8 protein-coding genes are annotated in these 13374 nt (G+C 61.2%); 7 read left to right on the top strand and 1 reads right to left on the bottom strand.

Annotated features, from left to right (window positions below):
- Positions 1-122 precede the first annotated feature (122 nt).
- The 3 genes from rpoB (at position 123) to J2Y48_RS23940 (ending at position 9161) form a co-directional block, all read left to right on the top strand.
- A complete protein-coding gene (gene rpoB / locus J2Y48_RS23950; protein WP_310423679.1) occupies positions 123-4262 on the top strand; it encodes a DNA-directed RNA polymerase subunit beta in 4140 nt (1379 codons plus the stop codon).
- Positions 4263-4442: 180 nt separating this feature from the next.
- On the top strand, positions 4443-8657 hold the full coding sequence (rpoC, locus tag J2Y48_RS23945; RefSeq protein WP_310423677.1) for a DNA-directed RNA polymerase subunit beta': 4215 nt from the start codon (positions 4443-4445) through the stop codon (positions 8655-8657).
- Between the two features lie 258 nt (positions 8658-8915).
- Complete coding sequence (locus J2Y48_RS23940) at positions 8916-9161, top strand: hypothetical protein (protein ID WP_310423674.1); 246 nt, start codon at positions 8916-8918, stop codon at positions 9159-9161.
- Between the two features lie 124 nt (positions 9162-9285).
- On the opposite strand, the gene J2Y48_RS23935 is transcribed toward J2Y48_RS23940, so the two are convergent.
- Positions 9286-9579 carry a transcriptional regulator gene (locus J2Y48_RS23935; protein ID WP_310423672.1) on the bottom strand — a complete coding sequence of 98 codons (294 nt, stop codon included), beginning with the start codon at positions 9577-9579 and terminating at the stop codon, positions 9286-9288.
- A 576-nt stretch (positions 9580-10155) separates the two neighbouring features.
- Here J2Y48_RS23935 and rpsL point away from each other — a divergent pair.
- The 4 genes from rpsL to J2Y48_RS23915 form a co-directional block, all read left to right on the top strand.
- Positions 10156-10527, top strand: coding sequence for a 30S ribosomal protein S12 (gene rpsL / locus J2Y48_RS23930; protein ID WP_108001311.1), 372 nt, complete (start codon positions 10156-10158; stop codon positions 10525-10527).
- Positions 10528-10581: 54 nt separating this feature from the next.
- Positions 10582-11052 (top strand): 30S ribosomal protein S7, encoded by a 471-nt coding sequence (gene rpsG / locus J2Y48_RS23925; RefSeq protein WP_192244053.1) that lies wholly within the window; start codon positions 10582-10584, stop codon positions 11050-11052.
- Positions 11053-11073: 21 nt separating this feature from the next.
- The gene (fusA, locus tag J2Y48_RS23920) at positions 11074-13173 is read left to right on the top strand and encodes an elongation factor G (RefSeq protein ID WP_310423668.1); all 2100 of its coding nucleotides are present in this window, start codon (positions 11074-11076) and stop codon (positions 13171-13173) included.
- A 67-nt stretch (positions 13174-13240) separates the two neighbouring features.
- Positions 13241-13374 (top strand): GTP-binding protein (locus J2Y48_RS23915; protein ID WP_310423822.1); only part of this gene is annotated, 134 nt, incomplete at its 3' end.

Below are 13374 nucleotides of genomic sequence, written 5' to 3'. Positions count from 1 at the left end.
GCAATCCGGCCGGTGTGTTCGGGAGGCGGGACGAGATTGAGAATACCATTGATCGACGGGATCGACTGGCCAGCGAACCCCGTCCGTTGCAGGCCCGGATGCACAAAATTGAAGGAGCGACGATGGCTCAGACCCTTTCGTTTAACGGTCGTAGGCGCGTACGCAAGTTTTTTGGAAAAATTCCCGAAGTAGCAGAGATGCCGAACCTCATCGAGGTTCAGAAGGCATCTTATGATCAGTTTCTGATGGTCGACGAACCCGCGGGCGGCCGCCCGGACGAGGGCCTTCAGGCCGTATTCAAGTCGGTATTCCCGATCACCGACTTTTCCGGCGCGTCGATGCTGGAATTCGTCTCCTATGAGTTCGAGCCGCCGAAGTTCGACGTCGAGGAATGCCGTCAGCGCGATCTGACCTATGCCGCGCCGCTCAAGGTGACGCTGCGCCTCATCGTGTTCGATATTGACGAGGATACCGGCGCCAAGTCGATCAAGGACATCAAGGAACAGAACGTCTACATGGGCGACATGCCGCTCATGACGGACAACGGTACCTTCATTGTCAACGGCACCGAGCGCGTCATCGTCTCGCAGATGCACCGTTCGCCGGGCGTCTTCTTCGACCACGACAAGGGCAAGAGCCATTCGTCCGGCAAGCTGCTCTTCGCAGCGCGCGTCATTCCCTATCGCGGCTCCTGGCTCGACATCGAATTCGACGCCAAGGACATCGTACACGCCCGCATCGACCGTCGCCGGAAGATCCCGGTGACGTCGCTTCTGATGGCGCTCGGCATGGACGGCGAGGAAATTCTGTCGACCTTCTACACACAGTCGCTCTACCAGCGCGACGGCGAAGGCTGGCGCGTGCCCTATCATCCGGACGCGCTGAAGGGCCAGAAGGCCATCGCCGACATGATTGACGCCGACACCGGCGAAGTCGTGGTCGAGGCCGGCAAGAAGCTGACCCCGCGTCTGCTCAAGCAGCTCACCGAAAAGGGCTTGAAGGCGCTGAAGGCGACCGACGACGATCTCTACGGCAACTACCTCGCCGAGGACGTCGTCAACTACTCGACGGGTGAAATCTATCTGGAAGCCGGCGACGAGATCGACGAGAAGACCCTTCCGGTCATCCTCTCGGCCGGCTTCGACGAAATCCCGGTTCTCGACATCGATCACATCAACGTCGGCGCCTATATCCGGAGCACACTCAACGTCGACAAGAACGAGAACCGTCAGGACGCGTTGTTCGACATCTACCGCGTCATGCGTCCGGGCGAGCCGCCGACGATGGATTCGGCCGAGGCGATGTTCCAGTCGCTGTTCTTCGATGCCGAGCGCTACGACCTGTCGGCCGTCGGTCGCGTCAAGATGAACATGCGTCTCGACCTCGACGTTGCCGATACCGTCCGCGTGCTGCGCAAGGAAGACATCCTGGCGGTCGTCAAGATGCTGGTCGACCTGCGCGACGGCAAGGGCGAGATCGACGACATCGACAACCTCGGCAACCGCCGCGTCCGTTCGGTCGGCGAGTTGATGGAGAACCAGTACCGTCTCGGCCTGCTGCGCATGGAGCGCGCGATCAAGGAGCGCATGTCGTCGATCGAGATCGACACCGTCATGCCGCAGGACCTGATCAACGCCAAGCCGGCAGCCGCCGCCGTTCGCGAATTCTTCGGCTCCTCGCAGCTGTCGCAGTTCATGGACCAGGTGAACCCGCTATCGGAAATCACCCACAAGCGCCGTCTCTCGGCCCTTGGTCCGGGTGGTCTGACCCGCGAGCGTGCCGGCTTTGAAGTCCGCGACGTTCACCCGACCCACTACGGCCGCATCTGCCCGATCGAGACGCCGGAAGGCCCGAACATCGGTCTGATCAACTCGCTTGCGACCTTCGCCCGCGTCAACAAGTACGGCTTCATCGAAAGCCCGTACCGCAAGATCGTGGACGGCAAGGTGACGACCGAAGTCGTCTATTTGTCGGCGATGGAAGAGGCCAAGTACCACGTCGCCCAGGCGAACTCGATCCTGAACGCCAACAACGAATTTGAAGAAGAATTCGTCGTTTGCCGTCACGCCGGCGAAGTCATGCTGGCGCCGCGCGACCAGATCAACCTGATGGACGTTTCGCCGAAGCAGCTCGTCTCCGTCGCGGCCGCGCTCATTCCGTTCCTCGAGAACGACGACGCAAACCGCGCGCTGATGGGTTCGAACATGCAGCGTCAGGCCGTGCCGCTTCTGCGGGCGGAAGCGCCGTTCGTCGGCACCGGCATGGAGCCGGTTGTCGCCCGTGACTCGGGTGCTGCGATCGCGGCCCGCCGCGGCGGCGTCGTCGACCAGGTCGACGCGACGCGTATCGTTATCCGCGCCACCGAAGACCTCGATCCGTCGAAGTCGGGCGTCGATATCTACCGGCTGCAGAAGTTCCAGCGTTCCAACCAGAACACCTGCGTCAACCAGCGTCCGCTGGTCACCGTCGGTGACGTTCTGAACAAGGGCGACATCATTGCCGACGGTCCGTCGACCGACCTCGGCGATCTGGCGCTCGGCCGCAACGCGCTCGTCGCGTTCATGCCGTGGAACGGCTACAACTACGAAGACTCGATCCTGCTCTCCGAGCGCATCGTGTCCGACGACGTGTTTACCTCCATCCACATCGAAGAATTCGAAGTGATGGCGCGTGACACCAAGCTTGGTCCGGAAGAAATCACGCGCGACATTCCGAACGTTTCGGAAGAGGCGCTGAAGAACCTCGACGAAGCCGGCATCGTCTATATCGGCGCCGAAGTTCAGCCGGGCGACATCCTCGTCGGCAAGATCACGCCGAAGGGCGAAAGCCCGATGACGCCGGAAGAAAAGCTCCTGCGCGCCATCTTCGGCGAAAAGGCTTCCGACGTTCGCGATACGTCCATGCGCATGCCTCCGGGCACCTTCGGCACCGTCGTCGAAGTCCGCGTCTTCAACCGCCACGGCGTGGAGAAGGACGAGCGCGCGATGGCGATCGAGCGCGAAGAAATCGAGCGTCTCGCCAAGGACCGTGACGACGAGCAGGCGATCCTCGACCGCAACGTCTACGGCCGCCTGATCGACATGCTGCGTGGTCACGTGGCGGTTGCCGGTCCGAAGGGCTTCAAGAAGGGCACCGAGCTCTCCAACGCCGTCATCTCGGAATACCCCCGCTCGCAGTGGTGGATGTTCGCCGTCGAAGACGAGAAGGTCCAGGGCGAGATCGAGGCGCTTCGCGGCCAGTACGACGAATCCAAGTCGCGCCTTGAGCAGCGCTTCATGGACAAGGTCGAGAAGGTCCAGCGCGGCGACGAAATGCCTCCGGGCGTGATGAAGATGGTCAAGGTCTTCGTCGCGGTGAAGCGCAAGATCCAGCCGGGCGACAAGATGGCCGGCCGTCACGGCAACAAGGGCGTCGTGTCGCGCATCGTTCCGGTCGAGGACATGCCGTTCCTCGAAGACGGCACACATGTCGACATCGTGCTGAACCCGCTGGGCGTGCCCTCGCGCATGAACGTCGGCCAGATCCTGGAGACGCACCTCGGCTGGGCTTGCGCCGGCATGGGCAAGCAGATCGGCGAGATGCTGGACGCCTACAAGGCAGGCGCCGACATCCAACCGCTGCGCGACACCATTGACAGCGTCATCGGTTCCGGCCCGAAGGGCGAGCCGATCAAGCAGTACGACGATGAGTCGATCGTCAAGCTTGCCGAACAGACCCGTCGTGGCGTGTCGATCGCGACCCCGGTGTTCGACGGTGCTGTCGAGAAGGACGTCAACGAGATGCTCGCACAGGCCGGCCTCAAGGTCACCGGCCAGTCGACGCTCTATGACGGCCGTACCGGCGACCAGTTCGACCGCCAGGTCACCGTCGGCTACATCTACATGCTGAAGCTGAACCACCTCGTGGACGACAAGATCCACGCCCGTTCGATCGGCCCGTACTCGCTCGTGACCCAGCAGCCGCTGGGTGGCAAGGCGCAGTTCGGCGGTCAGCGCTTCGGGGAAATGGAGGTCTGGGCGCTCGAAGCCTACGGCGCCGCCTACACCCTGCAGGAGATGCTGACGGTGAAGTCGGACGACGTGGCGGGTCGTACCAAGGTGTACGAGGCGATCGTGCGTGGCGACGACACCTTCGAGGCAGGCATTCCGGAGAGCTTCAACGTTCTCGTCAAGGAAATGCGCTCGCTGGGTCTGTCGGTCGAGCTGGAGAACTCGAAGGTCGAGCAGACCGCCGAGGGCCAGCTTTCGGACGCCGCCGAGTAAGCTTCACGGGCGCGCGCTGCGATGTGGCGCGCACCGTTCCTGTTCCGCCGTAACGGCGGGGCAGGGGCTTGGCCGCTTCTTCGGGAGCGGCACTATCCGTTTCAAGCGGCATTGCGGCACCCGGGTATCGCCGCATTCGCCCGCTAAGCTGAGGGCCTCAGGCCCACAAAGGAGACAGGCATGAACCAAGAGGTCATGAATCTTTTCAATCCGCAGGTGCCTGCACAGACCTTCGATTCCATCCGGATCTCGATTGCGTCGCCGGAGAAGATTCTTTCCTGGTCTTATGGCGAGATCAAGAAGCCGGAGACAATCAACTACCGCACGTTCAAGCCGGAACGCGACGGTCTCTTCTGCGCGCGCATCTTCGGGCCGATCAAGGACTACGAGTGCCTGTGCGGCAAGTACAAGCGCATGAAGTACAAGGGCATCATCTGCGAAAAGTGCGGCGTCGAAGTCACGCTGTCGCGCGTTCGCCGCGAGCGCATGGGCCACATCGAGCTCGCAGCGCCCGTTGCCCACATCTGGTTCCTGAAGTCGTTGCCCTCGCGCATCTCGACGCTGCTCGACATGACGCTGAAGGATGTCGAGCGCGTTCTCTACTTCGAGAACTACATCGTCACCGAGCCGGGCCTGACGGCGCTGAAGGAAAACCAGCTTCTTTCCGAAGAAGAGTACATGATCGCGGTCGATGAATATGGCGAGGACCAGTTCACCGCCATGATCGGCGCCGAGGCGATCTACGAGATGCTCGCTTCGATGAACCTCGAGAAGATCGCGGGCGACCTGCGCGCCGAGCTTGCCGACACCACGTCGGATCTCAAGCAGAAGAAGCTGATGAAGCGCCTGAAGATCGTCGAGAACTTCATCGAGTCCGGCAATCGTCCGGAATGGATGATCATGAAGGTCGTCCCGGTGATCCCGCCGGACCTGCGTCCGCTGGTTCCGCTCGATGGCGGCCGCTTCGCGACGTCCGACCTCAACGATCTCTATCGCCGCGTCATCAACCGCAACAACCGTCTGAAGCGGCTGATCGAGCTGCGCGCACCGGGCATCATCATCCGCAACGAGAAGCGCATGCTTCAGGAGTCGGTGGACGCCCTGTTCGACAACGGCCGTCGCGGCCGCGTCATCACCGGTGCCAACAAGCGTCCGCTGAAGTCGCTGTCCGACATGCTCAAGGGCAAGCAGGGCCGCTTCCGCCAGAACCTGCTCGGCAAGCGCGTCGACTATTCCGGCCGTTCGGTCATCGTGACCGGTCCGGAACTGAAGCTGCACCAGTGCGGCCTGCCGAAGAAGATGGCGCTCGAGCTGTTCAAGCCGTTCATCTACGCCCGCCTCGACGCGAAGGGTTTCTCCTCGACCGTCAAGCAGGCCAAGAAGCTGGTCGAGAAGGAAAAGCCGGAAGTCTGGGATATCCTCGATGAGGTCATCCGCGAGCATCCGGTTCTGCTGAACCGCGCGCCGACGCTGCACCGCCTGGGCATCCAGGCCTTCGAACCGATCCTGGTCGAAGGCAAGGCGATCCAGCTGCACCCGCTCGTCTGCACCGCCTTCAACGCCGACTTCGACGGCGACCAGATGGCCGTTCACGTGCCGCTGTCGCTGGAAGCCCAGCTTGAAGCCCGCGTGCTGATGATGTCGACGAACAACATCCTGCACCCGGCAAACGGCGCGCCGATCATCGTTCCCTCGCAGGACATGGTTCTCGGCCTGTACTACCTGTCGATCATGAACCAGAATGAGCCGGGCGAAGGCATGGCTTTCTCCGATCTCGGCGAACTGCAGCACGCACTTGAAACCAAGTCCGTGACCCTGCACGCCAAGATCAAGGGCCGCTACAAGACCGTCGACGCCGAGGGCAACCCGGTCTCGAAGATCTACGAGACGACCCCGGGCCGGCTGATGATCGGCGAACTGCTGCCGAAGAGCGCCAACGTTCCGTTCGACATCTGCAACCAGGAAATGACCAAGAAGAACATCTCCAAGATGATCGACACGGTCTATCGCCACTGCGGCCAGAAGGACACGGTCATCTTCTGTGACCGGATCATGCAGCTCGGCTTCACTCACGCCTGCAAGGCCGGCATTTCGTTCGGCAAGGACGACATGGTCATTCCGGACACCAAGGTGAAGATCGTCGGAGATACCGAAGCGCTCGTGAAGGAATACGAGCAGCAGTACAACGACGGCCTGATCACCCAGGGCGAGAAGTACAACAAGGTCGTCGACGCCTGGGGCAAGGCCACCGAAAAGGTCGCCGAAGATATGATGGCCCGCATTAAGGCCGTCGAGTTCGACTCGGAAACCGGTCGTCAGAAGCCGATGAACGCGATCTACATGATGTCCCACTCGGGCGCCCGTGGTTCGCCGAACCAGATGCGGCAGCTGGGCGGCATGCGCGGCCTCATGGCCAAGCCGTCGGGCGAGATCATCGAGACGCCGATCATTTCGAACTTCAAGGAAGGCCTGACCGTGAACGAGTACTTCAACTCGACGCACGGTGCTCGTAAGGGTCTGGCAGATACCGCCTTGAAGACCGCGAACTCCGGTTACCTGACCCGTCGTCTCGTCGACGTGGCCCAGGACTGCATCGTCAACTCCGTCGATTGCGGCACCGATAAGGGCCTCACGATGACGGCGATCGTCGATGCCGGTCAGGTCGTGGCTTCGATCGGCACTCGCGTTCTCGGCCGTACCGCACTTGACGACATCGATCATCCGGTCACGGGTGCGCGCATCGTCGATGCCGGCAAGATGATCCTTGAGGCCGACGTCGTCGAGATCGAGAAGGCTGGTATCCAGTCGATCCGCATCCGCTCGGCGCTGACTTGCGAAATCCAGACCGGCGTCTGCGGCGTCTGCTACGGTCGCGACCTTGCACGTGGCACACCCGTCAACATGGGCGAAGCCGTTGGCGTCATCGCGGCACAGTCGATCGGTGAACCGGGCACCCAGCTCACCATGCGTACCTTCCACCTTGGCGGCACAGCGACCGTGGTCGACCAGTCGTTCCTGGAAGCATCGTATGAAGGCACGGTGCAGATGAAGAACCGCAACATGCTGCGCAACTCCGACGGTAACCTCGTCGCGATGGGCCGTAACATGGCGATCACCATCCTCGACGAGCGTGGCGTTGAGCGTTCCTCGCAGCGCGTTGCTTACGGTTCGAAGATTTTCGTTGACGATGGCGACAAGGTGAAGCGCGGTCAGCGTCTCGCCGAATGGGATCCCTACACCCGTCCGATGATGACGGAAGTGGAAGGCACCGTTCACTTCGAGGACGTGGTCGACGGCATCTCCGTTCTGGAAGCAACCGACGAGTCCACCGGCATCACCAAGCGCCAGGTTATCGACTGGCGTTCGACGCCGCGTGGCACCGACCTGAAGCCCGCGATCGTCATCAAGGACAAGAACGGCGCCGTCGCCAAGCTTGCCCGTGGTGGTGAAGCCCGCTTCATGCTGTCGGTCGACGCGATCCTCTCGGTCGAGCCCGGCAACAAGGTCAGCCAGGGTGACGTGCTTGCCCGTTCGCCGCTGGAAAGCGCCAAGACCAAGGACATCACCGGTGGTCTGCCGCGTGTTGCCGAACTGTTCGAGGCACGTCGTCCGAAGGATCACGCCGTCATCGCAGAGATCGATGGTACGGTCCGTTTCGGCCGCGACTACAAGAATAAGCGCCGCATCACGATCGAGCCGGCGGAAGACGGCGTCGATCCGGTCGAGTACCTGATCCCGAAGGGCAAGCCCTTCCACCTTCAGGACGGCGACTACATCGAAAAGGGTGACTACATCCTCGACGGCAATCCGGCGCCGCACGACATCCTGGCGATCAAGGGCGTCGAAGCGCTTGCTTCGTACCTCGTCAACGAGATCCAGGAAGTCTACCGGTTGCAGGGCGTTTTGATCAACGACAAGCACATCGAGGTGATCGTTCGCCAGATGCTGCAGAAGGTCGAGATCACCGATGCGGGCGACAGCACCTACATCGTCGGCGACAACGTCGACCGGATCGAACTGGAAGACGTCAACGCCCGCCTGATCGAGGAAGGCAAGAAGCCTGCCTTCGGCGACCCGGTCCTGCTCGGCATCACCAAGGCGTCGCTGCAGACCCCGTCCTTCATCTCCGCCGCATCCTTCCAGGAAACGACGAAGGTGCTGACGGAAGCTGCGATCGCCGGCAAGATGGATGGCCTGCAGGGTCTGAAGGAGAACGTCATCGTCGGCCGCCTGATCCCGGCCGGCACCGGCGGAACCATGACCCAGATCCGCCGCATCGCGACGGCTCGCGACGAGATGATCCTCGACGAGCGCCGCAAGTCGACGGGGGCGGCGGTTGCCACCCCGATGCTTGCGGACCTGGCCGAAGACGTCACCGTCCCGGTCGGCGAGTAAGCTGGCCGTTGCGCCGCGCCGTGCGGCTGAATTGACAAAGCAGAACGCCCGGAGAGATCCGGGCGTTTTTTTATGGGCGGATTTCGCGGCATCTTTCAGCATCGCGGGCCAATGCCGTCGATCCGAGGCTGCGGCGAACGGCATCCCACGATTGGCAGCGCACGGGAAAAATTTGCGGATCTAACCCAAATGGGGGTGGCAGGCGCAACGCATTGCACGCATGAGTTACGGCGCAACCTACATCCAGAGGGGAATTCGATGGCAGATGAAGTGGAATGCATACTGCACCCTGCTGAATCGCATTTGGGTGCCGTCAATGGAAGCGTGCCGATACTGATCTCAAAAACCGCGACAACGGCGATCTATCGTGACGCCGGCGGTGGCAAGATCCTCCTGAGGGGGAGGGGATTCCAATACGAAGGCGATGTCGCCGTCGGTGGTACCGTCACAGGTGCCACCTTCAGCGACAGAGCAGGAGCCGTTTATCTCGCTTGGGAGGCCTAGCTCCCGAGAGCTTCGCCGATCGACGCGGACAGGGACGCGCTAGGGGCCTGTGGCTATCGGCGAAGCCGCATTGGGATGACCTGCATGAGCCGGAGCCGGCTATTGGGGAACAGGCCGGCGGCGATCAGGCAAAGCGAATGATCGCAACCTCACCTTCAAGCGCCCCCTGATACGCGGAAGCGTGCGGTTCGTCTTCGGGCGCGCCGGACAGCGTACCGATCTGGTCAAGGTCGGCTTCCAGAAATCCTTCCTCCGCCAGCGCATTGAGAGCCTCGCGAACCGCGCTGTCGTCGTCCGGAGCCCGCAACATGACGTGGATGTCGATGCCTTCCTCGTCGCCATCGCGCTCATAGGCCTTGCCGATGATGATGAACACCATTGCGTCCTCGGTATTGTCGTTGTCGGGCGAGATGGTCATGATGCTGTCCTTCGGAATGCTGCGAGCGTGCAAGAGCCGTCCTGCATACGCCGATTGCCGCCAAATGGAAAGTGACGCCGAAAAATGCGCGGCTGCCACCGGCGTCGATGGGGCCGGCGCAGATCGGCATTGATTCCTTCTTCACGATTCTTTAAGAATGACCGTGCAAGAGGCTTCGCTCCAAGCTCGATAACAGTTTTAAGAGCAAGCCTCAGGTATCGACGCGTAAACCCCGCTTTTCAGGGCTTTCGACGTCCTGCGCGCAAGAATATTTCCCGGCTCCCCTTGACGCCAGGGGTTTAAGTCAGTAGATGGCACGCGCATCGGAGCCCATGTGAGGCTGGCTGGTTCGGTTCGACTCGTTCTGAAGTTCGCCTCAAACAAGGCTCCAACGCACGTTGAAGACATGACTGCTGCACGCATGACGCGGGAATATCGCGTCCTCTGCCTTTGAGGGCCATCTGCGATAAGCGGATCGGTCCTGTTTTGCGCATGAACGCAAGCGTGTGGCAATCACCGGAAACGGTACATTTCCGCCCGGAAGGGTAAACGAGACAAATTGCAAGGGATGGTTATATGCCTACCGTACAACAGCTGATCCGTAAGCCGCGTCAGGCACAGGTAAAGCGCAACAAGGTTCCCGCTCTTCAGGAGAACCCGCAGAAGCGCGGCGTATGCACCCGCGTCTACACGACGACCCCGAAGAAGCCGAACTCGGCTCTGCGTAAGGTCGCCAAGATCCGCCTGACCAACGGCTTCGAAGTCATTGGTTACATCCCGGGCGAAGGCCATAACCTTCAGGAACACTCTGTGGTCATGATCCGCGGCGGCCGCGTGAAGGACCTTCCGGGTGTGCGTTATCACATCATCCGCGGCGTTCTCGATACCCAGGGTGTCAAGAACCGCAAGCAGCGCCGCTCCAAGTACGGCGCGAAGCGTCCGAAGTAATCAGTCACCGGCGCCATTTCGCTGGAACCCATTCTAAGTTGAGAGACGAAAAGTATGTCCCGTCGCCATAAAGCAGAAAAGCGCGAGATCAACCCGGACCCGAAGTTCGGCGACCTCGTAGTCACCAAGTTCATGAATGCCATCATGCTGGACGGCAAGAAGTCCGTCGCCGAAACGATCGTTTACGGTGCCTTCGATGTTGTCCAGGGCAAGTCCAAGCAGGATCCGGTGACGGTGTTCCATTCTGCTCTCGACAACGTCGCTCCGCACGTCGAAGTGCGCTCGCGCCGCGTCGGTGGTGCGACCTACCAGGTTCCGGTCGACGTTCGTCCGGAGCGCCGCCAGGCTCTCGCAATCCGTTGGCTGATCGCCGCGGCGCGCAAGCGCAACGAAACCACCATGGTCGAGCGCCTTTCGGGCGAACTCATGGACGCGGCAAACAACCGCGGCAGCGCCGTCAAGAAGCGCGAAGACACGCACAAGATGGCCGATGCCAACCGTGCGTTCTCGCACTACCGTTGGTAATCTCGAAAAAGGCAGTCCCTTATGGCACGCGAATACAAGATCGAAGACTACCGTAACTTCGGTATCATGGCGCACATCGACGCCGGCAAGACGACGACGACCGAGCGCATCCTCTACTACACCGGCAAGTCGCACAAGATGGGCGAGACCCACGACGGCGCCTCGACGATGGACTGGATGGAGCAGGAGCAGGAGCGCGGCATCACCATCACGTCCGCCGCCACCACGACCTACTGGAAGGGCCGTGACGGCAAGATGCGCCGCTTCAACATCATCGACACCCCCGGCCACGTTGACTTCACCATTGAAGTTGAGCGCTCGCTGCGTGTTCTCGACGGCGCTGTCGCGCTGCTCGACTCCAACGCTGGCGTCGAGCCGCAGACGGAGACCGTCTGGCGCCAGGCCGAGAAGTATCATGTTCCGCGCATGATCTTCTGCAACAAGATGGACAAGACCGGCGCCGATTTCTATCGCTGCCTGAGCATGATCAAGTCGCGTCTGGGTGCGATCCCGGTTGCGATGCAGCTGCCGATCGGCGCCGAAAGCGATTTCCAGGGCGTTGTCGACCTGATCGAGATGAACGCCCTCGTCTGGCGCGACGAAGCGCTTGGCGCGCAGTGGGACGTTGTTGAGATCCCGGAAGACATGAAGGCCCAGGCCGAAGAATATCGCGAGAAGCTGATCGAGACCGTGGTCGAGATCGACGAAGCCGCGATGGAAGCCTATCTCGAAGGCCAGATGCCGGACAACGACAAGATCCGCGAGCTCGTTCGTCGCGGCACGATCGACGTCAAGTTCCACCCGGTTTTCTGCGGCACCGCCTTCAAGAACAAGGGCGTCCAGCCGCTCCTCGACGCCGTCGTCGACTACCTGCCGTCGCCGGTCGATATCCCGGCCATCAAGGGCATCGACGCCAAGACGGAAGCTGAAATCGAGCGTCATTCCGACGACAACGAGCCGCTGTCCTTGCTGGCGTTCAAGATCATGAACGACCCCTTCGTCGGTTCGCTCACCTTCTGCCGCATCTACTCGGGCAAGCTCGAGAAGGGCGCTTCGGTGATGAACACGGTCAAGGAAAAGCGCGAGCGCGTCGGCCGTATGCTGCAGATGCACTCCAACTCGCGTGAAGACATCGAAGAAGCCTTCGCGGGCGACATCGTTGCTCTGGCCGGTCTGAAGGAAACCACCACCGGTGACACGCTCTGCGACCCGCTGAAGCCGGTCATTCTTGAGCGCATGGAGTTCCCGGAGCCGGTCATCCAGATCGCGATCGAACCGAAGTCCAAGGGCGATCAGGAAAAGATGGGCCTCGCGCTCAACCGTCTGGCCGCTGAGGACCCGTCCTTCCGCGTCAAGACCGACCAGGAATCCGGCCAGACGATCATCGCCGGCATGGGCGAGCTTCACCTCGACATCCTCGTTGACCGCATGCGTCGCGAGTTCAAGGTCGAAGCAAACGTCGGTGCACCGCAGGTTGCCTACCGCGAAACGATCACCAAGGCTTGCGAAGAAGACTACACGCACAAGAAGCAGACCGGTGGTACCGGCCAGTTCGCCCGCGTCAAGATCATCTTCGAACCGAATCCGGAAGGCGAAGACTTCAAGTTCGAGTCCAAGATCGTCGGCGGTGCGGTTCCGAAGGAATACATCCCGGGCGTTCAGAAGGGCATCGAAAGCGTTCTGACGTCTGGTCCGCTTGCCGGCTTCCCGATGCTGGGCGTCAAGGCGACCCTCATCGACGGTGCGTTCCACGACGTCGACTCGTCGGTTCTCGCCTTCGAAATCGCCTCGCGTGCCTGCTTCCGCGAAGCGGCAAAGAAGGCCGGTGCCCAGCTCCTCGAGCCGATGATGAAGGTCGAGGTCGTGACCCCGGAAGATTACGTCGGTGACGTGATCGGCGATCTGAACTCGCGTCGTGGTCAGATCCAGGGTCAGGAAGCGCGTGGCGTGGCGGTTGTCATCAACGCTCACGTGCCGCTGGCAAACATGTTCAAGTACGTCGACAACCTGCGCTCGATGTCTCAGGGCCGCGCGCAGTACACGATGACGTTCGATCACTATGCGCCGGTTCCGTCGAACGTAGCGCAGGAAATCCAGGCGAAGTATTCCGGTCAGAAGTGACCGGAATACGCCATCCGAAACGATTTGAACTATTCCCCCTCCAGGGGACAGATATGGAGAGCCGGAAATGGCAAAAGGTAAGTTTGAGCGCAACAAGCCTCACGTGAACATCGGCACGATCGGCCACGTCGACCATGGCAAGACGTCGACGACGGCGGCGATCACGAAGTACTTCGGCGAGTTCAAGGCGTATGATCAGAT

It is taken from the genome of Mycoplana sp. BE70, assembly GCF_031455855.1.
GTDB lineage: Bacteria > Pseudomonadota > Alphaproteobacteria > Rhizobiales > Rhizobiaceae > Mycoplana.
This window is presented reverse-complemented; position numbering and strand designations above follow the sequence as displayed.

Coding starts and splice junctions, on each gene's coding strand:
- rpoB (WP_310423679.1), top strand. CDS start 123: ATGGCTCAGACCCTTTCGTTTAACGGTCGTAGGCGCGTACGCAAGTTT.
- fusA (WP_310423668.1), top strand. CDS start 11,074: ATGGCACGCGAATACAAGATCGAAGACTACCGTAACTTCGGTATCATG.
- rpsG (WP_192244053.1), top strand. CDS start 10,582: ATGTCCCGTCGCCATAAAGCAGAAAAGCGCGAGATCAACCCGGACCCG.
- J2Y48_RS23935 (WP_310423672.1), bottom strand. CDS start 9,579: ATGACCATCTCGCCCGACAACGACAATACCGAGGACGCAATGGTGTTC.
- rpoC (WP_310423677.1), top strand. CDS start 4,443: ATGAACCAAGAGGTCATGAATCTTTTCAATCCGCAGGTGCCTGCACAG.
- J2Y48_RS23940 (WP_310423674.1), top strand. CDS start 8,916: ATGGCAGATGAAGTGGAATGCATACTGCACCCTGCTGAATCGCATTTG.
- rpsL (WP_108001311.1), top strand. CDS start 10,156: ATGCCTACCGTACAACAGCTGATCCGTAAGCCGCGTCAGGCACAGGTA.